The following is a 22,255-nucleotide window of genomic DNA, read 5'->3' as shown; positions in this document are numbered from 1 at the left end:
ACATCTCTGCTGCCTGACCCACCGCCATCGCGAGCAAGCTCGCTCCCACAGGTCTTCCTCGACTGCACCTTCTCTACAACTGGAATTCTCCATGAAGATCACCCCGATCCTCACGCAGTTGCGTGAGCAATGCCCCACGCTCGCCCATCGCGTGGCCGCAGGCTTCGACCTCGCCACGCTGCAAGCCGAGACCCCGCTGCAGCCCCCCTGCGCCTATGTCCTGCCCACCGCCGACATCGCCGGCAAGAACACGGCGCAAAACGTCACGCTGCAAGCGGTACGCGACCGCTTCGATGCCGTGCTGGTGCTTGATGCCACTGACACGACAAAAGCGCTGGATCTGTTGCACGACCTGCGGGCCGAACTGTGGCGCGCGCTGGTGGGATTCAAGCCGGGCGCCGAGTACAGCGGCATCGAATACGACGGCAGTGAACTGGTTTCCATCAACAGCAGCCGTGTGTCGTACCGGCTGCGCTTTTTCGCCGAGTTCCAGCTGGGCCGCAATCTGGCGAGCCAGCCTGCCGAAAGCTGGATCGAGCGTGAACTGGACGGCTTGTCGTCCTTTACCGGGGCCACCGTGCGGGTCGATGCCATCGACCCGGCGGACCCCAACCTGAAACGTCCCGGCCCTGACGGGCGCGTGGAACTGACTTTCTCTGGAGACGTAACCCCATGAGCAAACGCATCACCGTGCTGCCGGCCCCGGGCCGTGCCGTACCGGACCCGGAAGCGGGCGATCTGTTGCCCCTCGAAGGCCGTGAAGTGCCCGACAACGCCTGGTGGCGTCGACGTCTGGCCGATGGCGATATCACTACCAAAGCCGTGAAAGCGGCGAAACCACAGGGAGCCAAGTAATGGCGATCGGATTCAGCAACATTCCCGCGGACATTCGTGTTCCGCTGTTCTACGCCGAAATGGACAACTCGGCCGCCAATAGTGCGTCGTCGGCCATGCGCCGGTTGATCGTCGCCCAGGTCAACGACAACGTTGCGCCGGCCGAGGTCGGCAAGCTGGTGCTGGTGTCCAGCGTTGCGCTGGCCAAGAGCATCGGCGGGCAGGGCTCGATGCTCGCCTCGATGTACGACACCTGGCGCAAGACCGACCCGCTCGGGGAAATCTGGTGCCTGCCGCTGCACAACGTCGAGGGTTCCATCGCCAAGGGCGTGCTGACCCTGACCGGTGCCGCGACGCAAAGCGGCGTGCTCAACCTGTACGTTGGCGGTGTGCGCGTCCAGGCCGCCATCGTCAACGGCGCCACGGCAGCCCAGGCCGCCACTGCGCTGGCGTTGAAAATCAACGCCGCCGCCGATCTGCCGGTGACCGCCGCGGCCGCCGAAGGCGTCGTGACCCTCAGCGCCAAATGGACCGGCGACAGCGGCAACGACATCAGCCTGCAATTCAATCGCCTGGGCAAGAGCAATGGCGAAGACACCCCGGCGGGGCTGACCACCACCATCACCGCGATGACCGGCGGCGCCGGTGTGCCGGACCAGACCGCTGCCGTTGCGGCGCTGGGCGACGAGCCTTTCGAATTCATCGCCATGCCCTGGTCCGATGTAGCGAGCCTCAATACCTGGCAAGCGGTCATGGACGACAGCACCGGTCGCTGGTCGTGGGCCAAGCAGTTGTTCGGCCATGTCTACAGTGCCAAGCGCGGCACCCTCGGCACCCTGGTGGCCGCCGGTCAGGCGCGCAACGACCAGCACATGACCATCCAGGCGCTGGAGCTGGGCGTACCGCAACCGTTCTGGGTCCAGGCCGCTGCCTTGGCGGCTCGCACCGCGGTATTCATCTCTGCCGACGCCAGCCGTCCAACCCAAAGCGGCAGCCTGCCAGGCCTGGACCCGGCGCCGGCCAGCGAGCGTTTTACCCTGACCGAGCGTCAGTCGCTGCTTAACTACGGCATCGCCACGGCCTATTACGAAGGGGGCTACGTTCGCATCCAGCGTTCCATCACCACGTACCAGAAAAATGCTTTCGGCCAGGCTGACAACTCCTACCTGGACAGTGAAACCATGCACCAATCGGCGTTCATCGTCCGCCGCCTGCAAAGCGTGATCACCAGCAAGTACGGTCGCCACAAACTGGCCTCCGACGGCACCCGTTTCGGCGCCGGCCAGCCCATCGTGACCCCGAGCACCATCCGCGGTGAGCTGATCGCGCAATACGCCAAGCTCGAACTGGAAGGCCACGTGGAAAACGCCGAGCTGTTCGCCGAGCACCTGATCGTCGAGCGCGACAGCCAGGACCCGAGCCGGATCAATGTGCTGTTCCCGCCGGATTACATCAACGGCCTGCGCGTGTTCGCGCTGCTCAACCAATTCCGTCTGCAATACGACACCGCTGCCTGACAGTGATGCTCGATTGCTTGATTCAGCCCACCTCGCGTGGGCTTTTTATTTGAAGGGAGAAACACCATGGGTCAACTGATTGCGGGCACCTGCTACGTCAAAGTGGACGGCGCTCAACTGACCATCAATGGCGGCTGCGAAGCGCCGCTGATGTTCACCAAACGCGAAACCGTCGTACCGGGTTTCTACAAGGAAACCGACGTCGCCCCGTCGTTCAAGGTGACGGCGCTGCACACCGCGGACTTCCCGCTCAAGCAACTGGTAGCCGGCACCGACATGACCGTCACTTGCGAATTCAACAACGGCAAGGTCTACGTGCTGGCCGGCGCCTACCTGGTGGAGGAGCCGGTGTCCAAGGGCGATGACGCCACCATCGAGCTGAAATTCGAAGGCATCAAGGGGACCTGGCAATGACTGACATCGTGACCTTGCGGGTGGCCATCGAGGCCCACGGCGAGCCGTTGAGCGAGCTGACCCTGCGCCGTCCGACGGTGCAGGAAGTCCGGGCGATCAAGGCGCTGCCCTACAAGATCGACAAGAGCGAGGAGGTGAGCCTGGATATGGATGTCGCGGCCAAATACATCGCGGTGTGCGCCGGCATCCCTCCGTCGTCGGTCAACCAGTTGGACCTGGCTGACCTCAATGCCTTGAGCTGGGCCGTCGCGAGTTTTTTCATGAGTGCGGCGTCGCAACCATCGGCGACCTGATCGCCGCCGCCTATGACCTGGCCTGGTTCTGGAAGGTTGACCCCGAACAGATGATGGCCAGGCCACTGGACGTGCTCCGTGAATCCTTGGAGCACGCGCAACGGATCAATGCGATGCAGCAGGTGCAGTGATGGCAGACACAGAAAAGGTAGAGAAAAAAGCAGTGCTGCTGACGGGCATCGACGAGCTGTCACCCAAGCTCGCGAGCCTTCGTGCGAAGGTCGCGAGTTTCAAGCAGAACCTCGATGCCACGGGCTTGGGAAGCCTGGACATTTCCGCGCTGCTGCCCAGCGGCGGCCTGGCCCAACCGTTCATGGACGGACTCAAGTCGGCGCTGGCCTTCAAGGGCGAAGTCGGAGCGGTGAACGCGGCGGCCAGCGCCCTGCAGGCGCCTGAAGCGCCTCGTGTGGCGGCACTGAGCCTGGACGGATTGAAGACTTCCATCAGCAACGTGTCGGTGCAATTCGGGTCGGCGCTGGGGCCCGCGGTCAACACGGTGGCGGTCGCTTTGCAGCCGATGGTCAGCAGCGTGGCCCAGGTGCTGCAGGACAACCCGCAACTGGTCCAGGGCCTGGCGACGGGCGTCGTCGCGTTCAATGCGATGCAGACTGCGGTCAGCGGCGCGAGCCAGGCCATGGAAGTGGTCAGCCTGGCCATGAAGATGAACCCCATCACCTTGATTGCCATGGGCATCGCCTTGGCGGCAGGGATGATCATTGCCCACTGGACGCCGATCTCGGCGTTTTTTGCCGGTCTCTGGCAGCGGCTTGCGCCGATCGTGCTGCCGATGGTCGAGTTCTTCAAGACGATGTTCGCCTACACCCCGATGGGGCAGGTGATCAGCAATTGGGGGCCGATCAGCAGTTTTTTCGGCGCGCTCTGGAATGTAGTCGTGGCGGCGGCAACGCCGGTCATCGGTTTCATGCAGACGCTGTTCGCCTGGTCACCCTTGGGTTTGATCGTTGCCAACTGGGCGCCGCTGACCGGTTTGTTCGCGGCGATCTGGGATCTGCTCAAGGCTTTGACCGTGCCGGTGATGGACGCCCTCAAAGGCCTGTTCGATTGGACGCCGCTGGGACTGATCATGGCCAACTGGGGCACGATCGGCGAAGTCTTCGCCGGGATCTGGGAAGGCATTCGCAACCAAGTGTCGATCATGCTGGCGGTGTTCAGCGGCCTGTTCGACTGGTCGCCCATCGAAGGCCTGACTCGGCAGTGGGGACCGGTGGGCGAGTGGTTCAGCCGATGGTGGAACGAGTTGCAGGCGGTGATCGCGCCGATCAAAGCGTTTTTCAACGGCGGCTTTGGCGAAATGATCACGACATTCACCGGTAAGGTCGAAGGACTGACCGAGGCGCAGCGCGCCACCAATGCCGAAGGCAAGGGTGAGCTGGCGCCGGCGTTTTTTGGCGGGGCAAAGGACCAGCCTTCGAGCCTGGCTCCGGCGAAAGCGTCATTGGCGCCTGGGGCGTTGCCGCAAACCTCCAGCAACCTGGTGCAACAGAGCGCCGCCAACAACCGCACGCAACTCGAAGGCGGCTTGACCGTGCGCTTCGAAAACGCGCCGACCGGGCTGCGCGTCGACCCTGCGCAGACCAATCAACCGGCCCTGGCGGTGAGTTCGCGCATCGGCTATCGCTCACTTTCCACAGGAGGCTCCAATGAGCTGGCGTGATCGTTTGTTGCCGGCGTCGTTTCGTGGCGTCGGGTTCTGGGTCGACCAGGCGAAAACCCCGGTCGGCCACAAAGGCCAACTGCATGAATATCCACAGCGCGACCAACCGTTTTTCGAGGGGCTTGGGCAGCAGGCGAAGATTCATGAGCTGACCGCGTTCATCGTCGGCCCCGATTGCCTGGAGCAGCGCGACAAGCTGCTCAAGGCGTTGGAGCAGGGCAGCGGCGAATTGGTGCACCCGTGGCTGGGGCGCCTGCAAGTCAAGGTCGGTGAATGCGACATGACCCAGACCCGCCAGGACGGCGGGCTGGTGACGTTCAACCTGAAGTTCTACCCCGACCAACCGCTGCAATTCCCCTCGGCCACGGTCAACAGCCAGAAACTGCTGCTGGTCTCGGCTGACAGCTTTCTGGGGGCGGCCGTACGGCGCTTCGAAGACGCCATGAGCTTGATCAAGGCCGCGCGGATCGGCATCGCTGACCTGCGCAACAGCCTCAAGGACATCTACGGCGTGATCGAGCAGGAGCTCAAGCCGTTGGTCGAGACTTATCGGCAGCTCAGCGATCTGGTCAAGGCGGTGAAAGAATTGCCCAAGGAAGTGGTCGCCGAGTTCAAGGGGTTGCTGGGCGACATCCGCGAGCTGAAGGACTTTGCCCGTGACGGCTATCGCGGCGTGATTGCCAGCGTGTCGCAACAGGTGGAGGCCATTCGCAAGGCCGACGCGCCCAAACTCACCACCGGCAAGGACACCACGGCGGCGGCCCAGGCCGTCGCCGACCTGGTGCAGGACACCTTGCTGGTGCAGGCCGCGCAATGGATTGCGGCGATGCCGGTGGCGGCGCCTGCGGTCAAGTTGGGCGCCACGCCTTCAGTGGCGCAACAGGCCGTGCAACCGGTCCAGCGCCGGGACGTGCCGGTCGCCGACGATGTGCTAGCCCTGCGCGATGCTCTGAACGACGCGATCTGGCAGGCCTCCCTCAAGGCTGATCCGGAGCACTACCAGGCGATGAACAACCTGCGTCAACAGATGGCCGCGCACCTGACGGCGGTGGCGTCTTCGGGCGTGAGGCTGATCAACCTGTCGTTCAAGCAAAGCCTGCCGGCGTTGGTGGTGGCGTACCAGCAATTCGCCGATGCCACCCGAGTGACTGAAGTGACCCAGCGTAACGGCGTCGCCCATCCTGGTTTCCTGCCGCCCAACGATTTGAAAGTATCGGGGGAATAAGCCATGGATGAGCTCGACAACGCTGTCTCGCTGACCGTCGGCGGGCTGGATTACGGCGGCTGGAAAAGCGTGGAAATCAGCGCGGACCTGGAGCGCCAGTTCCGCACCTTCAAACTCGACATTACCTGGCAATGGCCGGGGCAGACCCAAGCGGTGCCGATTCGTCCGGGCGATGAATGCCAGGTGCGCATCGGTGCCGACCTGGTGCTCAGCGGCTATGTGTTCAAGGCACCGATCAGCTATGACGGCCGGCAGATCAGCCTGACCATTGAAGGCGGTTCCAAGACCCAGGATCTGGTGGACTGCGCGGCCATCAACCGCCCGACCCAATGGCGCGGGCAAACGCTGCTGAGCATCGTCCAGGCCCTGGCGGCGCAATATGGCGTGGGAGTGATCAGTGAAATCCCCGAAACCGCGCGGTTGAGCGAACACAGCATCGTGCCGGGGGAAACGGTCTTTCAGTCCATCGACCGATTGCTGACGTTGTTTCGCGTGTTCTCCACCGACGATGCCCAAGGTCGTGTGCTGTTGGCCAAGCCCGGCAGCGGCGGGCGGGCCAGTGATGTGTTGGAGTTGGGCAAGAACATCCTGGCGGGTAATGCACCGATGGATTACAGCCAGGTGTTCTCCGAATACCGAGTCATCGGCCAGCACAAGGGCAACGACCAGCAGAGCGGGGCGGCGGTGAGTGAGGTCGCGGGCACCGCCACCGATCTGGGCTTCAAGCGCAAGCGGGTCACGGTGATCAGCGAAGCAGCGCAATTGACCTTCGAACTTGCCCAGCAACGGGCCGATTGGGAAAGCGCCATCCGCAGCGGCAGGGCCCTGACCACCACCTATCGCGTGCAAGGCTGGCGCCAGGCCAATGGCGACTTGTGGCGGCACAACACCTTGGTGCGGGTGATCGACCCGGTGCTGGGGTTCGACAGTGACATGCTGATTTCCAAAGTGACTTATTCGTTGTCGGCACAAGGCTCCGTCACCACCTTGCAAGTCGCGCCGCCACACACCTTTGACGCGAATCCGGTGCCACCAAAACCCTGAGCCTGGCGCCGATGCCAGCTCACCACCGCTCCCACAATGTTCAGGGTCTGTTAACCCGATCCGAAGGAAAACCCAATGAGCCTACTGACCCGCCTCCTGGCGCGCGGCACTGTCGTGCTCGCCCATTCGGCCACCAAGTTGCAATCGCTGCAAATGCGCCTCACCGCCGGCGAAGTGAACGACGACATGGAGCACTTCGAGCCCTACGGTTTCACCAGCAACCCGCTGGCCGGCGCCGAAGGTATTGCCACGTTCCTGGGAGGTGATCGCTCCCATGCCGTGGTCCTGGTGGTCGCCGACCGCCGCTTTCGTCTTCAGGCCTTGGCCCCCGGCGAGGTGGCGCTCTACACCGATGAAGGCGACAAGCTCCACTTCAAGCGCGGCCGTGTCATCGACATCGAGACCGCAACGCTGAACATCCGCGCCAGCAGCGCGGTGAACATCGACAGCCCGGTCATCAACCACACCGGCAAGATTGTCTCCCAGGGCGACCAGATCGCCGGCGGCATCAGCCAGATCAAACACGTGCATGTCGGCGTACAGGCCGGCAACGGCCAGACCGGCGCGCCGGCGGGAGGCCAATGATGTTCATCAGCCAGAACCTTCACGCCGCGCTGACCCGCTCGGTGCTGATCAGCCTGTTCACTTGGCGCCGTGCCGCTGACGACGATGCCATCGATGACGAGGAGCGTTTCGGCTGGTGGGGCGACACCTTTCCTACCGTGGCCGACGACCGCATAGGCTCGCGCCTGTGGCTGTTGCGCCGGGTCAAGCTGACTCGCCAGACCCAGCTCGACGCCGAATTTTATGCCCGCGAAGCCCTGCAATGGCTGATCGATGACGGCCATTGCAGCGCCATCGACATCATCAGCGAACGCCTCGACGCCCAGCGCCTGAACCTGCGCACGGTCCTGACCCTGGCCGATGGCGAGCGCCTGGATATCAATCCCGACCACAGTTGGCAGGTGACCTATGCCGTTTGAAACCCCTTCGCTGCCGGTGCTGATCAAGCGCGCCCAAAGCGACCTGGCCAGCGATTCGCTGCGCCAGTCCGATGCCCAAGTGCTGGCCCGCACCCTTGGCGGCGCCGCCTATGGCCTGTATGGCTACCTGGATTGGATCGCCGAGCAGATCCTGCCGGACAAGGCTGATGAATCCACTCTGGAGCGCATCGCCGCCTTGCGCCTGAACCAGGCGCGCAAGGCCGCCCAGGTGGCCACGGGCAGTGTCAGCTTCACCGCTACGGCAGGCAGAGTGCTGGACGTCGACACGCTGCTGCAATCGAACGATGGCCGTACCTATAAAGTGACCACTGCCCGCACCACCAGCAATGGGCTGAACACCGCCGACATCGCGGCGCTGGACGCCGGAAGCGTGGGCAATGCCGATGCCGGCCTGGTGCTGACGCCCGTACAGCCGTTGCTGGGCATCGGCAGCAGCTTCACCATCCTGGCGCCAGGGTTGACCGGCGGTGTCGCCCGGGAAAGTCTTGAATCCCTGCGGGCCAGGGTGATCCGTTCCTATCGCGTCATTCCCCATGGCGGTTCGGCCCAGGATTATGAAACCTGGGCCCTGGAATGCCCGGGCATCACCCGTGCGTGGTGTCGTGGCAGCTATCTGGGGCCGGGCACCGTCGGCCTGTTCGTGATGCGCGACGACGATCCGCAACCGATCCCCAACGCCGAGCAATTGGAAGAAGTGCGGGCCTACATCGAGCCCTTGCGTCCGGTGACCGCCGAGCTCCATGTGCTGGCGCCGACGCAAGTACCGGTGAACTACAAACTGCGCATCACGCCGGACACCAGCGCCGTGCGGGCCGCCATCGAAGCCCAACTGCGCGACTTGCATAACCGCGAAGCCGGCCTCGGTGAAACGCTGTTGCTGAGTCATATCGCCGAAGCCATCAGCAGCGCCACCGGCGAAACCGACCACAAACTCAGCGCGCCGGTGGCCGACGTCGCCGCCGCCAGCAATCAGCTGCTGACGTTCGGAGGCTGCACATGGCTGGCATAAGAACCGCCGAACAATACCAGGCCCAACTGCGTAGCCTGCTGCCCAGCGGCCCGGCGTGGGACCCCGAGCGCGTGCCGGAACTGGACGAAGTGCTGCAAGGCATCGCCCAGGAACTGGCCCGCCTCGACGCCCGTGCCGCCGACTTGCTTAACGAGATGGATCCGGCGGGCGTGAGTGAGCTGGTGCCGGATTGGGAGCGGGTGATGAATCTGCCCGACCCGTGCCTGGGTGCTACGCCGCTGTATGACGATCGTCGCCTGGCGGTGCGTCGGCGGTTGTTGGCGGTGGGCAGTCAGGCCATTGCCTATTACGTGGAAATCGCCAAGAGCCAGGGTTACCCCAACGCAACGATCACCGAACTCAAGGCGCCGCGCATGGGCCGCGCCCGTTTCGGCGAGGCGCACTTCGGCACCTGGCAGGCGCAATTCATGTGGACCCTCAACACCGGTGGCCGGCTGCTGCTGGGCCGTCGCTTTGGCGCCAGCTATTGGGGCGAACGGTTTGGCGTCAACCCAGGCTCGGCCTTGGAGTGCCTGATCCACCGCAGTGCGCCGGCGCATACCAAGGTCCACATCAATTATGACTAAGGAGTAGAGGGATGGATTATCCAAAAAGTGTGCCCAGCGCCGGGTTGGTGAATGGGAAGTTCGTCGATGAGAACCCGTTGACCGGGACGCCGGGGTCGCTGATTCCGGCGAATTGGGGAAATGGAGTGACGCAGGAGATCGTGAACGTCATCAAGGCGGGAGATCTGACGCCGGATGAAACCAAGAATGATCAGTTGCTCGCGGCGATCCAGTCGGTGACCGCCAAGGGCTGGAACCAGGATCTGGCGCTGCCGATCGCAGCGTTGCAGCTGCCAACGATTGCCACCGCCGATGCCCGTTTGGCGGTCACTCCAATGGCGCTGTCGACCAGTGGCGGGCGTGTCTCGATTCCGGCGGGCGTGTACATCAGCATCGGGCAAGAGGTGGTGAGCGGGCGCTTGGGCCGATCACGAACGTTCGTGACGACGGCCTGGAGCAGCGCCGATTTGTTGCCCAGCGCCAGCTATTTTCTGAGGGCGCAGGTGATCGGTGATGCGCTGACGTTCTATATGCAGCGTGGAAGTCTGTATGACCCGGCACCGGAGTCCATGAAGGGCACTGTCAACGGTGCGTCCGGTGGCGGGTTTGCGTCCACGCCGCTGGATATGTGCCTGGCCTGGGTGATGACCGGGGCGCCGGGCTCGTTGCCGACGATTCGTACGATCTATAACCGTGCGCGGTTGAACTGGACCCAAACGGTTAACGGCACTGGTGTGGTGTATCTGCCGCTTGATCCACATGCGCGTGCGGCACGGCTTGTGGCGGGTAATCCGACGCCTGTTTCGAACACTGTGACCTCGCTAATTTTTGTTAAAACCGGGTGGATTGGAGGCAACTACACGTGCCTCACGCCCGCTGCGACAACTCCTTCCAACAATGCAGTGGGATGGGCAAATCCCGAAGCTGCGATATTGGGAACGTGCATTTTGTTCTCCAGTAACGTTGTCAACGATGTGACAGTTTCCACGGTCACGGCCAGTTTTGACCATACGCAACTGCGTTCGCTTTGGCAGTCATACCAGGCCGAGCACACACTGGGCGCAACCAATGCCGAGAGCGACGAATTGCTATTGAGCATGGGAATCAAAGAGCACCAGGCGTTAACCGATTACAGCCTCGGCATCGGCATCAATTTTACCAACGCAGTCAATGTCCACCTGTCCTGGGAGCTGATCCGATGAAAGTCATTCAAGAGCTGCACCAGTACGAAGAGGGACTTCGTCCGCCTGCACCTTCCGCCGCTCATATCTGGGTGGACGATACCTGGGTGCTGACCGAAGAGAATGCTGCCGAGCAGTTGCGCCAGGAAGCCGAACGCCTGTGCACCAGGGTCGATGCCGCTGCCGACAGCGCTCGTCGCACGTTGGCCGGTGATCCGCTACGTGCCCTGGAGTATCAACAAGCCGCCCTCGAGGCGCAGGCATTCAAGGACCAGGGCTACCCGAAAAAAGCGGTGCCGTTGTCGGTTTTCGCTTGGGTCGTCAAGGGCCGCACAGCCAGGCAGGCAGCGGATCAGATCCTCGCCAAGGCCGCCGAATTCGAAGCGAACCTGGTGGCGCTTCGCGAGTTGCGCCTCAAGGCCAAGGCACAGATTCGTGCGCACATGGCCAAGGGCAAGGCCGATCTTGCGGCCCAAGTCGCTGATGATGTGATCGCGACCCTCCAAGCGCTACCTCTTCAGGCTTGAGCCCTGTCTCATAGAGAGAAAATAAACATGGATTATCCCAAAAGTGTTCCCAGCGTCGGGCTGGTGAACGGTCGGTTCGTGGATGAAAATCCGCTGGCGGGCACACCCGGGTCTCTGATTCCAGCGGTATGGGGGAACAGTGTCACCCAGGAAATCCTGGGCGTGATCTTCTCGGCCGGCATGACGCCGTCCGAAGCGGACAACGGCCAGTTGATCAAGGCGCTGCAAACCATCCTCGGGCGCAATAGTCCGATGCGTTCCGTCGTCACTCGGCTTACCGCTTCAAAGACATTGGCCGCCGACGAGTTGGGGCTGGTGCTGATCGATGCCGCCGCGGGTGCGAGCACCGTAACCCTACCCGCCGCTAATGCAACGCTCGGTGTGCGTGATGTAATCGTGCGCCGGGTGGATAACAGTGGTAACCGCCTGACCGTGCGCGCTTCCGGTACCGACCGGATCCGATTTCATACCCACCTGGCGGCCAGCGGCTATCCCTTCCTGGTGTTGATGGGGAGTGGCGACTGGTGGCATCTGCGCAGTGATGAAACCGGAGTCTGGTGGCCGGTGGGCCGGTTTGATGCGACGGCGCTTGGGCGCGTTTCTTTCGAGAGCACACGCCAAGTCATACCTGGTGGGTATGCGGTGCTCAACGGAAACCTGTTGGCGCGTAGCGAATGGCCGTGGTTGTGGGATCACGCGCAACTGTCCGGTGCGTTAGTGAACGAAGCCAGCAGGGCGGGAAATGAAGGCGCGTGGACGAGCGGTGATGGGGCTACAACGTTTCGGATTCCGGATATTCGCGGCGAGTTCTTGCGCGTTTTGGACGAAGCCCGAGGCGTGGATATCGACCGTTCCGCGGGCAGCAGGCAGATGTATGCCCTTGAAAGCCACAATCATTATTTGCCCACCAGCTCGGGTAGTGCCAATCGCCCTGGTCCTGCTATCGCCGACGCGTCTTGGGACGTCACCCGCGATGTCAATGCTGCTCCTGCAACAGGGGTAGTCGGTACGACTTATCCCAATCCACTGTTCTTTTCCAGTCCAGAGATTGTCGGCAATATCGGGAGTTTCAGCACTGAAACCCGCCCCAGGAATATCGCCTATCCCGCCCGAATCAAGCTGATCTGAGGTGACTATGTTTATCTACCTGTTTGACGACACCGGTGTCCTATCGGGGCCGGTAGACCTTTTCGTGACCCCCGGGATGGGCGTTCAAATCCCCGGTAATGGCATTCAACTTTCCTTCGAACTACCTCCCGCCCAAGAACATCATTCATGGGTCATGGTGAATGGCGTTCCGAGAGAGATGGTGGACTGGCGCGGTACGGTATATCGCAAGGACAACGGTGCTCCACTGCAATGGACTGAATTTGGAGATCTGCCGGGGACTTATACGAGCGAACTCTACCCGGGAAACTATTATGTCTGGCGCGATAACGGCTGGATATTTGATGAGACGTTTCAACTGGCTGACCTCAAGCGCGAAGCCTTAGCAAAACGAGACAAGTTGCTGCGTGAGGCCGTTCAGAAAGTTGCTCCGTTTCAATACGCCGAAGACATCGGCGATGCCAGCGATCAGGAGCAACTGGAACTGATGGAGTGGAAGCTCTACAGCGTCGAGTTGAATCGTATCCAGCACCAAGCCGGTTTCCCAACCGATATCAACTGGCCGGTCATGCCTGAGTCTGCTGCTTAATCAAGCCACGGCAGCCCATCCTAAAAATCTAAATTCCCGTGCCGCTGCTGAATGAATCAACAGGCGAGGCTTCACATCGCCTTCGTTTCGCCGCTGGCCAATCTGGAGAAAAAAGTTGGATTACCCAAAAAGTATACCCAGTGCGGGTTTGTCTAACGGCAGGTTCGTGGATGAGGATCCCTTGGCGGGTACGCCAGGCTCCTTGATTCCCGCCAGTTGGGGCAATGGTGTGACGCAAGAATTGCTAAGTGTCATTCAAGCCGCAGGAATAGCGCCGTCGGAACAACTGAATAACCAGTTGTTGACGGCTTTGCGTAGCAGCGGATTATTCACCACTGCTCCTCAGTTTGATAACGACAGATCCGTGGCCACCACAGAGTTTGTAAAGCGCAGCGGTGTTCAATATTCCGGCTTTTCCGTATACGCAACCAGCACGGCGTTGACACAAGCCCATGTTGGCGGAGCGGTCAGTTTTGCCGGCACTACAACAATCAACGTCACGCTGCCCGGTACAGCGGGAGTCCTGCATGGGGCGACACTTACATTGATTAACGTAGGGGCCGTTGTGAACGTATTGGCAGCCTCGCCTACCGATACGCTAGGGCCCTCGTCCTCAGCGCTCGGCCCCATCGAGTTGGGCCGTGGTGAAACGGCAGAATTCGTCAAGCTGGACAATCAATGGCGGTTGATAGGCGGCACCGTTCTTCTGAAATATACCTCATTGTTTTCAGGCCAGTTGGGCAATCCGGGTTATCAGAAATACGCGAGCGGAAACATCGATCAGTGGGGTTACGGTACAACCGACGCCAACGGAGAAGTGTTCGTTACGTTCCCGATCTCATTCCCCAATGCTTTTGTTTCGGTTGTGGCGAACCATGTAGGTGGTGATGGAGCCATGGTGATTATGGTAGGTGGAACCGCCACCCGCCAAGGCGTGCGCCTGAAAGTCCGAGACTATTCTGGGCACGTCGCTGCGGGATGGGGCGTTACCTATTTTGCGAAGGGTTATTGAATGAATGAATTCACTTTGTTGTTCAGTCCAAGCACTTGCGGAGCGTATGTTCCGGGGATCAATGTTTCCGATATTCCCGACGATGTCATCGAAATCCCTCGGGCCTACTGGCTGTCGCTGCTTCAGCAACTCGCCATCTCGCCCAAGCGTGTTTCGGCCAACCCCGACAATGGTTATCCCGTTCTCGTTGATCCACCCGCTCTGACACGGGCCCAGGCTTCGGAAAATGAATATGCGTGGCGTAACGCCCAGCTCACCGCAACCGACCGCCTCATCGCAAGGGATCGCGACGAAATGGACGACGGTGGCGGTACGACGCTGGATCAGACGCAGTACACGCAGCTCCAGGCTTATCGCCGGGCGCTGAGGGACTGGCCCCAGAATGAGCATTTTCCAACCATTGAATATCGTCCGGTCGCGCCGTCCTGGCTGGCCGGACAGCTTTGATCATGTACCTGCGATGACCTGAACATGGACCTTACCCAACAGCAACTCATCAACATCATGCCCAACGCCCGCGCCCAAGCGGGCGTTTTTGTTCCTGCGTTGAACACCGCCATGTCGCGCCATCGCATCGACACACTCAAGCGCATGGCCGCATTCCTGGCCCAGGTTGGTCATGAGTCCGGGCAATTGCGCTATGTGCGCGAGCTGGGCGGTGAGCAATACCTGAGCAAATACGACACCGGAACCTTGGCCGTTCGCCTGGGCAACTCGCCCGAGGCCGACGGTGACGGCCAGCGGTATCGCGGTCGGGGATTGATCCAGATTACCGGGCGCGATAATTACCTGCGTTGCAGTCAGGGGTTGTTCGGTGATGAACGCTTGCTGGTGTTGCCCGAACTTTTGGAACAACCGCAATGGGCCACCGAATCCGCCGCCTGGTTCTGGGAGCAGAACGGCTTGAACGAACTGGCCGACCGTGACCAGTTCAACAGCATCACCCGCCGTATCAACGGCGGCTTGAACGGCTTGGAGGATCGCCTGCAACTCTGGGCGCGGGCGAGGGCGGTGTTATGCCAACCTTCGGCCTGATGTCTTTTTCGTCACGTGCCGTGGGCGTTGTTGTGTTGCTCGCGCTGCTGGCTGGCGTTCCGGCGCTGCTTGCGTGGCGGGTCCAGGACTGGCGTTACGCTCAGCAACTGGCCCGGCTCGCACAGGCCCAGTCCGAAACCCTGGACCAAATCACCCAGGCGGCCGCGATGCAGCAAAAGGCCGAGCAGGACAAACGCCTGGCCCTGGAAGAACAACTCTCCAGCAGCGAACAAACCCACTACCGAGCCCTGAGCGATGCCCAACGTGACCAGGATCGCCTGCGCGATCGCCTTGCTACTGCCGATGTCCGGCTGTCAGTCCTCCTCGACGCCGACGATGTTGCCGCCGGTTGTGCAGTGCCTGCCGCCCCCCGCACCGGCGGCGTGGATCATGGCGCCCCACGAGCCCGACTTGACCCGGCGCATGCTCAACGAATTATCGCCATCACCGACGAGGGCGACCGCGGATTGATCGCCTTGCAGGCCTGCCAGGCCTACGTCCGGGCGTTACGCCAGTGATCCGCCTGGCCTTGCATGCTTCGAATGCTCGTGTACGGTAGGCCCCATTCGTGTCGAATCAGGAGCGCATCATGGATGACATTACCGAACTGGCCGCTGAACTGGGCAGGCGCTTGCAGGTGCTCAACGCCCACGTTACCACCGCCGAATCCTGTACCGGCGGCGGCATCGCCGAGGCCATCACGCGGATTCCTGGGAGCTCGGCCTGGTTCGAGGCCGGTTACGTCACGTATTCCAATCGCCAGAAAACCCAGCAGTTGGGTGTGCCCGACGAATTGTTCGAAAAAGTCGGCGCGGTCAGTCGCGAGGTGGTGGAGGCCATGGTGCGGGGCGCCCAGCGGCAAAGCCTGGCGCGCTTTGCCGTGGCGGTCAGCGGCGTGGCCGGGCCGGACGGGGGCTCGCCGAGCAAGCCGGTGGGCACCGTGTGGCTCGCCTGGGGCGTTGGCGAGGCGGTGTACAGCGAGCGGAAATTCTTTCCGGGCAACCGCGACGAGGTCCGGCGACAAACGGTGAAGGCCGCGCTAGACGGGCTGTTACAACATGCCGCCGCAGAAATCTCAAATCAGGGGTAGGCGATCCCCGATCGCTGTGGAATAATACTGGCTACTTATACAGGTGTTGGCCGTCAGGCCTTATTGATTACGTGAGGACTTTAATGGACGACAACAAGAAGAAAGCCTTGGCTGCGGCCTTGGGTCAGATCGAACGTCAATTCGGCAAGGGTGCCGTAATGCGTATGGGCGATCAGGACCGCCAGGCTATTCCTTCCATCTCCACCGGCTCCCTGGGCCTGGACATCGCGCTTGGCATCGGCGGCTTGCCAAAAGGTCGTATTGTTGAAATCTACGGTCCTGAATCCTCCGGTAAAACCACGCTGACCCTGTCCGTGATCGCCCAGGCCCAAAAAGCCGGCGCGACCTGCGCCTTCGTCGACGCTGAACACGCCCTGGACCCGGAATACGCCGGCAAGCTGGGCGTCAACGTCGACGACCTGCTGGTTTCCCAGCCGGACACCGGCGAGCAGGCCCTGGAAATCACCGACATGCTGGTGCGTTCCAACGCGGTTGACGTGATCATCGTCGACTCCGTGGCGGCATTGGTGCCGAAGGCTGAAATCGAAGGTGAAATGGGCGACATGCACGTGGGCCTCCAGGCTCGCCTGATGTCCCAGGCCCTGCGCAAGATCACCGGTAACATCAAGAATGCCAACTGCCTGGTTATCTTCATCAACCAGATCCGCATGAAAATCGGCGTGATGTTCGGCAGCCCTGAAACCACCACCGGTGGTAACGCGTTGAAGTTCTACGCCTCGGTTCGCCTCGACATCCGCCGCACTGGCGCGGTGAAAGAAGGTGATGAGGTTGTCGGCAGCGAAACCCGCGTCAAGGTCGTGAAGAACAAGGTGGCATCGCCGTTCCGTCAGGCTGAATTCCAGATCCTGTACGGCAAGGGCATCTACCTCAACGGCGAGATGATCGACCTGGGTGTGCTGCACGGTTTCGTCGAGAAGTCCGGCGCCTGGTATGCCTACAACGGTACCAAGATCGGTCAGGGCAAGGCCAACTCGGCCAAGTTCCTGGCGGACAATCCAGAAGTTGCGGCTGCCCTCGAGAAGCAACTGCGGGACAAACTGTTGAGCCCGGTTGCAGACGTCAAGTCCGTGGCTAATCGCGAGACGGCTGACGACCTGGCTGACGCCGACATCTGATCGATCCGATGACCGCCGTACTCGATACCCTCGTCGCGGTGCGGCGAACCGCAATGGACCTGCTCGCCAGGCGCGAGCACGGTCGAGTCGAGCTGACGCGTAAGCTGCGTCAGCGCGGCGCTCCTGATGAGTTGATCGACACCGCCCTTGACCGTTTGACGGAAGAGGGGCTTTTGTCGGAAGCGCGATACCTCGAGAGCTTTGTTTCTTATCGCGCCCGCTCCGGCTATGGTCCGATGCGGATTCGCGAGGAACTTGGCCAGCGTGGCTTGCAGAGAGCGGACATCGAGCTTGCCTTGCGCGAAAGCGGTATCGATTGGCAGGAACAGTTAACCGACACGTGGCGCCGCAAGTTCTCGGGGCATCTGCCTATCGACGCGCGGGAGCGAGCCAAGCAAGGCCGTTTCCTGGTGTATCGAGGCTACTCCATGGAAATGATCAATCGCTTGTTCAGTGGTCGCAGCTTGGACGACTAGCCAAAAAAACGGCCCGCTATTTCAATAGCGGGCCTTTTTTTATGGGCTCATGTCACCTTGATCGGCTCCCAAGTAAGGGGGTGGGCCTTGGTGGCGGGTTGCGCCCAGTTGTCCGGGAGGTTGATATAGTCGACCAACTCCCTTAGACGGCCATGGTCTCGGGCATTGAACGTAAATGCCAATCGCGTCAGATGGCTGAAAGGCACTTCTTCCGGCTCCTCGCCGCTGTAGGCATGTTGATGGAAGCAGTCATTCAGGCAGAGGTCAGCAAATTGGACCTGCATCTGCTGTAGCGCCTGTTCGCTGAGTTGATGATTCATTCGAATCACGAACTGATGTTTGAGCCAGCGACTGGAATGGAAGTTGCGGTAGAACTGGTTGATTTCCTCCACGGCGTCCTCAGCGCTGTACACCAGGCGCATCAACTTCATGTCGGTCGGCAGGATGTAGCGGTTCTCCTCCAACTGTTCGCGGATGAAATCCAGCGCGCCTTGCCAGAACTTGCCTCCGGGCACGTCCAATAGCACCACCGGCACCAATGGGCTTTTGCCCGTCTGCACCAGCGTCAGGACCTCCAATGCTTCGTCAAGGGTTCCGAAACCACCCGGGCAGAGCACCAAGGCATCGGCTTCCTTGACGAAGAATAGCTTGCGAGTGAAGAAGAAGTGGAACGGCAGCAGGTTCTGCGTGCCCTCGACGGTCGGGTTCGCATGCTGTTCGAAGGGCAGGGTGATGTTGAATCCCAGGCTATGTTCCCGGCCAGCGCCTTCATGGGCCGCAGCCATGATGCCGCCGCCCGCGCCAGTGATCACCATCATGTCCGAACGAGCCAGCGCCGCGCCCAGTTCGCGTGCCAGACCATACAACGGATGCTCGATGGGCGTTCGGGCCGAGCCAAAGACCGTGACCTTGCGGCGACCCTTGAATTGTTCCAGCGTGCGAAAGGCGTGTTCCAGTTCCCGCAGGGCCTGGAGCGTGATCTTGGCATTCCAGCGATTGTGATCTTCCTGGGCCATGCGCAGCACGGTCAGGATCATGTCGCGGTAGATAGGGAGGTTGGGGCTGTTGGGTGACACCAGGTTGAGTTGCTCTTCGACCTTGCGGGTGAGGTCGTGGCCATGGTTCTCAAAATGACGGCTGAGCAGGTCATTCGGTTTGTACGGCATTCAGCTTCTCCTTCTGAACAGAACCCCCGGCTCCAACGAGAGATTCGTCAGGGCCACGACACGTCCTGTGCCGTTGTCAGTCCGGGCGCGTGCCCGGGCATTAACCTGGCTCGACGCAATTTGCTGCAAGGCGGCCAAGCCATCCAACGGGTCCTGCTGTTTCCCTTGGATGAAAAACAGTTACACGTCGCGTATTGGAGAGGGCAGCCTCTTTCTGCCCAGTAGAAAAACGATACCTTTAATCTAGCCTTTCGCGTTGATCTTCGCAGTCCAGATCATGGCGCTCGAATGTGAAGGTTTGCAACTTTCACTGTAATCCTGCCGTCAGCGGTCGCTCGCGATGGGTTCAGCGCTGATGTCGGATACCGTACCGCTCGTCAGGTCGCCGACGGGGTGCGTACCGCTCTGATTTACTCAATAACAGGCGTGCCAACGCAATTCGACGTCCAGGGCTGGGCGTCCGCGCGATGAAATGAAGCATTGTTGGGCAGGGAGGCAGGAGAGATGACCAGGGTAACGCTGGAACTCGACGGGCAGTTGTACCTGATGCTGTTGGAAGCGGCTCAAGCCAATCGGGTCAGCCTGGAAGAGGAATGTTGCCGTCGGCTGGAAGGCCGGGAATGGCGCTCACGCTATTTGCAGGCGCTGGTGGCGGAACTGCGCGCCGACGAAGAGCAGCGGCGCGCACGCACGGGGTGATTATTTCTTGGTCTTGGCCGGTTTCGGGCAATCCGATTCCTGGAAGCGTTCGGTGGCCACCGGGCGGTTGGTCTTCACTTCGGTGAACTCGTAGCGCATGGTCGCGCCTTTGGCCATCAACTTGCGGAAACCCGGGTTGGTGCACACTGTGGAGCCCAGCTGGAAATAGACCGCCTTCGGATCCGCGCGCATTTTCTGGGCATGGCTGCTTTGCACGCTGAGATGGTTGATCAGTTCGGTGCCTTCGACGGTGTAACCCTGGTCGAGAATATCTTCGTTGATCGCCCGCGGCGTGCCTACGCTGCTTTCCTTAGCAACGTTCTGCAGCATCTTGTTCAGCTCGAGTTCTTTCAGCGAGGCAGCCTGAGCGCTGATGGACGTCGCCAGCAGAACGGCAACGGTTGGAACGATAAGGCGCAGCATGAAACTCTCCTGGTTCAGTAACTGGTGGTTCGACCGGTCACGTGACTGTGCGTTCAGTGGCGGCGATTATAGGGAAGCCGGGTTGGAGGGTACAGGTTTACCCGCTCTGGTAGACTGCCGGCCTTCTTTGCCCTGCCGAGTGTTGTTCGTGTCGAGTTTTCCTGTCTGTGGGTGTTGCCCGCGATGAGCCTTGTTTCCAACGCCGTAGCCCGTTTGCGCGACCAGCGCGTCGATGAAGGCATCAAGCCGCTCCAGGCCCGAGGGTGGCGCGCTCCCCGTTGCGGCGCGTGTCGGGTGATCGAAAGTCATTGCCTGTGCGCCTGGCGCCCGAGTGTCGAGACTCGCTCCGGCGTTTGCCTGATCATGACCAATAAAGAAGTCTTCAAGCCGAGCAACACGGGTTGGCTGATTGCCGATGTAGTGCGGGAGAACCATGCCTTCATCTGGTCGCGTACCGACGTCGATGAGCAACTGCTGGCGTTGTTGAATGACCCGCAATGGCAACCGTACCTGGTGTTCCCCGGGGAATATGTCGAGCCGTCGCGGGTTACGCACACGGTTGACCTCGCCCAGGGCAAGCGTCCCTTGTTCATCCTGCTGGATGCCACTTGGACCGAAGCGCGGAAGATGTTCCGCAAGAGTCCCTATTTTGATCGGTTGCCCATCTTGAGCCTGCTGCCCGACAAGCTGTCTCGCTATCGCTTGCGGCGCTCGACCCGCAGTGAGCATCTGTGCACCGCTGAGGTTGCGGCGCTGTGCCTGGAATTGGCGGGGGATAGCGACGCGGCGTCGGCGCTGGACGCCTATTTCGATGTGTTCAGCCAGCATTACCTGGGCGCCAAGCGCCAGCAGGAGGTGGATGTGTCGACGCCAGCCCATGCCGAATTACTGCCCTTTGTCCGCTCGGCTCAAAAGGTGTTGGCCTAATAGTGGCCCATACTGGATACAGCGGTGGCCGTGCTGCTTGACCACCCCGGCTTCGCTGGGCATGCTTGGCGCCGACCAGGGTGCGGGCTGGAGTTTAAGACGCTGTGATTGGCGTTGAACGTGCCCCTGTGGATAGCGCTGAATGGCGGTATCTTGAGTTATATGGCGAGGCGCGAATGCATCGGGCCTGCCTTAAAAACAGGATCATTTGAAAAATGGCCACATACGAAATCCTGATTGCCGATGACCATCCGCTTTTTCGCAGTGCGTTGCATCAGGCGGTGACCCTGGGCCTTGGTTCAGATGTCCGGTTGACGGAGGTGGCCAGCATCGCGGAATTGGAAGCCCGGTTGGCGGAAAAGGCCGATTGGGACCTGGTTCTGCTCGATCTGAACATGCCCGGCGCGTATGGGTTTTCAGGGCTGGTGCTGTTGCGTGGACAGTACCCGCAGATTCCAGTGGTGATGGTCTCGGCCCAAGAAGAGGCCTCGGTGATGGTCAAGGCCCGCGAATTCGGTGCCAGCGGGTTCATCCCCAAATCCAGCTCCCTCGAAATGATTCAACAGGCAGTGAAGGCCGTCCTCGATGGCGATGTTTCCTGGCCGCCGCAGGCGTTCGAAGCGGTGAGCGTGTCCGAGGAAGCCAAGGCCGCCAGCGAAGGCCTGGCCAGCCTGACGCCGCAGCAGTTCAGGGTGCTGACCATGGTGTGCGAGGGACTGTTGAACAAGCAGATCGCATATGAACTGAATGTGTCGGAGGCGACCATCAAGGCTCACGTGACGGCGATCTTTCGGAAATTGAACGTGCGCACCCGGACCCAGGCCGCCTTGTTGTTGCAACAACTTGAGTCAATATCGCCCCAATCATAGCGCCTGAATTCACGCTTTTTTGACTGCGTTTACAGTAGCTTCTTCACTCCTTTCGATCAGTTGCCCACTCTATGTCACCTTTCAAAGGCCAAACCGGCCTGAAACGCATCCTCAATGCCTCCGGCTATTCCCTGGACGGGCTGCGTGCAGCTTTTGTCGGCGAGGCGGCGTTCCGTCAGTTGGTCCTGCTCAACGTTATCCTGATCCCTTTGTCGTTTTTCCTGAATGTCAGTCGCGTCGAGCAGGCGCTGTTGATCGCGGTGTGCCTGCTGGCCTTGATCGTGGAGTTGCTCAACTCGGCGGTGGAGGCGGCCATCGACCGCATTTCCCTCGAGCGGCACCCGTTGTCGAAGAACGCCAAGGACATGGGCAGCGCCGCCCAGTTCGTCGCCCTGACGATGATTGCCTTGGTCTGGGGTTTGGTACTGCTCTGAATT

Annotated in this window: 29 protein-coding genes; 27 read left to right on the top strand and 2 right to left on the bottom strand. The window is 61.0% G+C overall.

Annotation, left to right across the window (positions count from 1 at the left end):
- The first annotated feature begins 91 nt into the window (after positions 1–91).
- From J3P79_RS20915 to recX, 23 genes are all read left to right on the top strand, one after another.
- Positions 92–676: a phage tail terminator protein gene (locus J3P79_RS20915; protein ID WP_434605460.1), complete on the top strand. Its 585-nt coding sequence runs from the start codon at positions 92–94 to the stop codon at positions 674–676.
- Positions 673–855: a DUF2635 domain-containing protein gene (locus J3P79_RS20910; protein ID WP_003198311.1), complete on the top strand. Its 183-nt coding sequence runs from the start codon at positions 673–675 to the stop codon at positions 853–855. The genes J3P79_RS20915 and J3P79_RS20910 overlap by 4 nt, the downstream gene beginning before the upstream one ends.
- Positions 855–2,351 carry a phage tail sheath subtilisin-like domain-containing protein gene (locus tag J3P79_RS20905; protein WP_434605459.1) on the top strand — a complete coding sequence of 499 codons (1,497 nt, stop codon included), beginning with the start codon at positions 855–857 and terminating at the stop codon, positions 2,349–2,351. Before J3P79_RS20910 ends, J3P79_RS20905 begins: the two co-directional genes overlap by 1 nt.
- A gap of 66 nt (positions 2,352–2,417) precedes the next feature.
- Complete coding sequence (locus J3P79_RS20900; RefSeq protein ID WP_214915547.1) at positions 2,418–2,765, top strand: phage tail tube protein; 348 nt, start codon at positions 2,418–2,420, stop codon at positions 2,763–2,765.
- The gene (locus J3P79_RS20895; RefSeq protein WP_434605458.1) at positions 2,762–3,058 is read left to right on the top strand and encodes a phage tail assembly protein; all 297 of its coding nucleotides are present in this window, start codon (positions 2,762–2,764) and stop codon (positions 3,056–3,058) included. The genes J3P79_RS20900 and J3P79_RS20895 overlap by 4 nt, the downstream gene beginning before the upstream one ends.
- Before the next feature lie 130 nt (positions 3,059–3,188).
- Positions 3,189–4,733, top strand: coding sequence for a phage tail protein (locus tag J3P79_RS20890; RefSeq protein WP_434605457.1), 1,545 nt, complete (start codon positions 3,189–3,191; stop codon positions 4,731–4,733).
- Positions 4,720–5,958 carry a DNA circularization protein gene (locus tag J3P79_RS20885; protein WP_434605456.1) on the top strand — a complete coding sequence of 413 codons (1,239 nt, stop codon included), beginning with the start codon at positions 4,720–4,722 and terminating at the stop codon, positions 5,956–5,958. Before J3P79_RS20890 ends, J3P79_RS20885 begins: the two co-directional genes overlap by 14 nt.
- 3 nt (positions 5,959–5,961) lie before the next feature.
- The gene (locus J3P79_RS20880; protein ID WP_434605455.1) at positions 5,962–7,002 is read left to right on the top strand and encodes a phage baseplate assembly protein; all 1,041 of its coding nucleotides are present in this window, start codon (positions 5,962–5,964) and stop codon (positions 7,000–7,002) included.
- A 75-nt stretch (positions 7,003–7,077) separates the two neighbouring features.
- Positions 7,078–7,587: a phage baseplate assembly protein V gene (locus J3P79_RS20875; RefSeq protein ID WP_192262300.1), complete on the top strand. Its 510-nt coding sequence runs from the start codon at positions 7,078–7,080 to the stop codon at positions 7,585–7,587.
- Positions 7,587–7,985, top strand: a complete 399-nt coding sequence (locus J3P79_RS20870) for a phage GP46 family protein (protein ID WP_434605454.1) — start codon at positions 7,587–7,589, stop codon at positions 7,983–7,985. The genes J3P79_RS20875 and J3P79_RS20870 overlap by 1 nt, the downstream gene beginning before the upstream one ends.
- Positions 7,975–9,015: a baseplate J/gp47 family protein gene (locus J3P79_RS20865; protein ID WP_434605453.1), complete on the top strand. Its 1,041-nt coding sequence runs from the start codon at positions 7,975–7,977 to the stop codon at positions 9,013–9,015. The genes J3P79_RS20870 and J3P79_RS20865 overlap by 11 nt, the downstream gene beginning before the upstream one ends.
- The gene (locus J3P79_RS20860; RefSeq protein WP_024617650.1) at positions 9,003–9,602 is read left to right on the top strand and encodes a YmfQ family protein; all 600 of its coding nucleotides are present in this window, start codon (positions 9,003–9,005) and stop codon (positions 9,600–9,602) included. Before J3P79_RS20865 ends, J3P79_RS20860 begins: the two co-directional genes overlap by 13 nt.
- Before the next feature lie 11 nt (positions 9,603–9,613).
- Positions 9,614–10,783, top strand: coding sequence for a phage tail protein (locus J3P79_RS20855; protein ID WP_434605452.1), 1,170 nt, complete (start codon positions 9,614–9,616; stop codon positions 10,781–10,783).
- Complete coding sequence (locus tag J3P79_RS20850; RefSeq protein WP_434605451.1) at positions 10,780–11,289, top strand: phage tail protein; 510 nt, start codon at positions 10,780–10,782, stop codon at positions 11,287–11,289. Before J3P79_RS20855 ends, J3P79_RS20850 begins: the two co-directional genes overlap by 4 nt.
- Positions 11,290–11,316: 27 nt before the next feature.
- Positions 11,317–12,417, top strand: coding sequence for a phage tail protein (locus J3P79_RS20845; RefSeq protein ID WP_434605450.1), 1,101 nt, complete (start codon positions 11,317–11,319; stop codon positions 12,415–12,417).
- A gap of 7 nt (positions 12,418–12,424) precedes the next feature.
- Positions 12,425–12,985: a tail fiber assembly protein gene (locus J3P79_RS20840; protein WP_434605449.1), complete on the top strand. Its 561-nt coding sequence runs from the start codon at positions 12,425–12,427 to the stop codon at positions 12,983–12,985.
- Positions 12,986–13,100: 115 nt separating this feature from the next.
- Entirely contained in the window at positions 13,101–13,997 is an 897-nt protein-coding gene (locus tag J3P79_RS20835) for a gp53-like domain-containing protein (protein ID WP_434605448.1), read from the top strand.
- Positions 13,998–14,444: a phage tail assembly chaperone gene (locus J3P79_RS20830; protein WP_434605447.1), complete on the top strand. Its 447-nt coding sequence runs from the start codon at positions 13,998–14,000 to the stop codon at positions 14,442–14,444. It abuts the gene before it with no gap.
- Positions 14,445–14,468: 24 nt separating this feature from the next.
- Complete coding sequence (locus J3P79_RS20825) at positions 14,469–15,032, top strand: glycoside hydrolase family 19 protein (RefSeq protein ID WP_434605446.1); 564 nt, start codon at positions 14,469–14,471, stop codon at positions 15,030–15,032.
- Entirely contained in the window at positions 15,014–15,550 is a 537-nt protein-coding gene (locus J3P79_RS20820) for a lysis protein (RefSeq protein WP_434605445.1), read from the top strand. The genes J3P79_RS20825 and J3P79_RS20820 overlap by 19 nt, the downstream gene beginning before the upstream one ends.
- A gap of 71 nt (positions 15,551–15,621) precedes the next feature.
- Positions 15,622–16,122: a CinA family protein gene (locus J3P79_RS20815; protein WP_434605443.1), complete on the top strand. Its 501-nt coding sequence runs from the start codon at positions 15,622–15,624 to the stop codon at positions 16,120–16,122.
- Between the two features lie 83 nt (positions 16,123–16,205).
- Positions 16,206–17,258, top strand: coding sequence for a recombinase RecA (gene recA, locus J3P79_RS20810; protein WP_003198351.1), 1,053 nt, complete (start codon positions 16,206–16,208; stop codon positions 17,256–17,258).
- A gap of 8 nt (positions 17,259–17,266) precedes the next feature.
- Complete coding sequence (gene recX, locus J3P79_RS20805) at positions 17,267–17,734, top strand: recombination regulator RecX (RefSeq protein WP_434605441.1); 468 nt, start codon at positions 17,267–17,269, stop codon at positions 17,732–17,734.
- A 47-nt stretch (positions 17,735–17,781) separates the two neighbouring features.
- On the opposite strand, the gene J3P79_RS20800 is transcribed toward recX, so the two are convergent.
- Positions 17,782–18,900 carry a TIGR00730 family Rossman fold protein gene (locus J3P79_RS20800; RefSeq protein WP_434605440.1) on the bottom strand — a complete coding sequence of 373 codons (1,119 nt, stop codon included), beginning with the start codon at positions 18,898–18,900 and terminating at the stop codon, positions 17,782–17,784.
- Between the two features lie 504 nt (positions 18,901–19,404).
- Between J3P79_RS20800 and J3P79_RS20795 the strand changes: the two genes are divergently transcribed.
- Entirely contained in the window at positions 19,405–19,599 is a 195-nt protein-coding gene (locus J3P79_RS20795) for a hypothetical protein (protein ID WP_039594351.1), read from the top strand.
- Here J3P79_RS20795 and J3P79_RS20790 read toward each other — a convergent pair whose 3' ends face one another.
- Positions 19,600–20,022, bottom strand: a complete 423-nt coding sequence (locus tag J3P79_RS20790) for a quorum-sensing-regulated virulence factor family protein (protein WP_039594352.1) — start codon at positions 20,020–20,022, stop codon at positions 19,600–19,602.
- Between the two features lie 183 nt (positions 20,023–20,205).
- Between J3P79_RS20790 and J3P79_RS20785 the strand changes: the two genes are divergently transcribed.
- From J3P79_RS20785 to J3P79_RS20775, 3 genes are all read left to right on the top strand, one after another.
- On the top strand, positions 20,206–20,949 hold the full coding sequence (locus tag J3P79_RS20785) for a tRNA-uridine aminocarboxypropyltransferase (RefSeq protein WP_434605439.1): 744 nt from the start codon (positions 20,206–20,208) through the stop codon (positions 20,947–20,949).
- 215 nt (positions 20,950–21,164) lie between these two features.
- Positions 21,165–21,818, top strand: coding sequence for a response regulator transcription factor ErdR (gene erdR, locus J3P79_RS20780; RefSeq protein WP_434605438.1), 654 nt, complete (start codon positions 21,165–21,167; stop codon positions 21,816–21,818).
- A 71-nt stretch (positions 21,819–21,889) separates the two neighbouring features.
- The gene (locus tag J3P79_RS20775) at positions 21,890–22,252 is read left to right on the top strand and encodes a diacylglycerol kinase (protein ID WP_434605437.1); all 363 of its coding nucleotides are present in this window, start codon (positions 21,890–21,892) and stop codon (positions 22,250–22,252) included.
- The last annotated feature ends 3 nt before the right edge of the window (positions 22,253–22,255 follow it).

The sequence above is a fragment of the Pseudomonas sp. R1-7 genome, assembly GCF_051132105.1.
Taxonomy (GTDB): Bacteria; Pseudomonadota; Gammaproteobacteria; order Pseudomonadales; family Pseudomonadaceae; genus Aquipseudomonas.
Note: the sequence above shows the minus strand (reverse complement) of the source record. Positions and strands in the feature narration are given on the sequence as shown.

Coding starts and splice junctions, on each gene's coding strand:
- J3P79_RS20915 (WP_434605460.1), top strand. CDS start 92: ATGAAGATCACCCCGATCCTCACGCAGTTGCGTGAGCAATGCCCCACG.
- J3P79_RS20910 (WP_003198311.1), top strand. CDS start 673: ATGAGCAAACGCATCACCGTGCTGCCGGCCCCGGGCCGTGCCGTACCG.
- J3P79_RS20905 (WP_434605459.1), top strand. CDS start 855: ATGGCGATCGGATTCAGCAACATTCCCGCGGACATTCGTGTTCCGCTG.
- J3P79_RS20900 (WP_214915547.1), top strand. CDS start 2,418: ATGGGTCAACTGATTGCGGGCACCTGCTACGTCAAAGTGGACGGCGCT.
- J3P79_RS20895 (WP_434605458.1), top strand. CDS start 2,762: ATGACTGACATCGTGACCTTGCGGGTGGCCATCGAGGCCCACGGCGAG.
- J3P79_RS20890 (WP_434605457.1), top strand. CDS start 3,189: ATGGCAGACACAGAAAAGGTAGAGAAAAAAGCAGTGCTGCTGACGGGC.
- J3P79_RS20885 (WP_434605456.1), top strand. CDS start 4,720: ATGAGCTGGCGTGATCGTTTGTTGCCGGCGTCGTTTCGTGGCGTCGGG.
- J3P79_RS20880 (WP_434605455.1), top strand. CDS start 5,962: ATGGATGAGCTCGACAACGCTGTCTCGCTGACCGTCGGCGGGCTGGAT.
- J3P79_RS20875 (WP_192262300.1), top strand. CDS start 7,078: ATGAGCCTACTGACCCGCCTCCTGGCGCGCGGCACTGTCGTGCTCGCC.
- J3P79_RS20870 (WP_434605454.1), top strand. CDS start 7,587: ATGTTCATCAGCCAGAACCTTCACGCCGCGCTGACCCGCTCGGTGCTG.
- J3P79_RS20865 (WP_434605453.1), top strand. CDS start 7,975: ATGCCGTTTGAAACCCCTTCGCTGCCGGTGCTGATCAAGCGCGCCCAA.
- J3P79_RS20860 (WP_024617650.1), top strand. CDS start 9,003: ATGGCTGGCATAAGAACCGCCGAACAATACCAGGCCCAACTGCGTAGC.
- J3P79_RS20855 (WP_434605452.1), top strand. CDS start 9,614: ATGGATTATCCAAAAAGTGTGCCCAGCGCCGGGTTGGTGAATGGGAAG.
- J3P79_RS20850 (WP_434605451.1), top strand. CDS start 10,780: ATGAAAGTCATTCAAGAGCTGCACCAGTACGAAGAGGGACTTCGTCCG.
- J3P79_RS20845 (WP_434605450.1), top strand. CDS start 11,317: ATGGATTATCCCAAAAGTGTTCCCAGCGTCGGGCTGGTGAACGGTCGG.
- J3P79_RS20840 (WP_434605449.1), top strand. CDS start 12,425: ATGTTTATCTACCTGTTTGACGACACCGGTGTCCTATCGGGGCCGGTA.
- J3P79_RS20830 (WP_434605447.1), top strand. CDS start 13,998: ATGAATGAATTCACTTTGTTGTTCAGTCCAAGCACTTGCGGAGCGTAT.
- J3P79_RS20825 (WP_434605446.1), top strand. CDS start 14,469: ATGGACCTTACCCAACAGCAACTCATCAACATCATGCCCAACGCCCGC.
- J3P79_RS20820 (WP_434605445.1), top strand. CDS start 15,014: ATGCCAACCTTCGGCCTGATGTCTTTTTCGTCACGTGCCGTGGGCGTT.
- J3P79_RS20815 (WP_434605443.1), top strand. CDS start 15,622: ATGGATGACATTACCGAACTGGCCGCTGAACTGGGCAGGCGCTTGCAG.
- recA (WP_003198351.1), top strand. CDS start 16,206: ATGGACGACAACAAGAAGAAAGCCTTGGCTGCGGCCTTGGGTCAGATC.
- recX (WP_434605441.1), top strand. CDS start 17,267: ATGACCGCCGTACTCGATACCCTCGTCGCGGTGCGGCGAACCGCAATG.
- J3P79_RS20800 (WP_434605440.1), bottom strand. CDS start 18,900: ATGCCGTACAAACCGAATGACCTGCTCAGCCGTCATTTTGAGAACCAT.
- J3P79_RS20795 (WP_039594351.1), top strand. CDS start 19,405: ATGACCAGGGTAACGCTGGAACTCGACGGGCAGTTGTACCTGATGCTG.
- J3P79_RS20790 (WP_039594352.1), bottom strand. CDS start 20,022: ATGCTGCGCCTTATCGTTCCAACCGTTGCCGTTCTGCTGGCGACGTCC.
- J3P79_RS20785 (WP_434605439.1), top strand. CDS start 20,206: ATGAGCCTTGTTTCCAACGCCGTAGCCCGTTTGCGCGACCAGCGCGTC.
- erdR (WP_434605438.1), top strand. CDS start 21,165: ATGGCCACATACGAAATCCTGATTGCCGATGACCATCCGCTTTTTCGC.
- J3P79_RS20775 (WP_434605437.1), top strand. CDS start 21,890: ATGTCACCTTTCAAAGGCCAAACCGGCCTGAAACGCATCCTCAATGCC.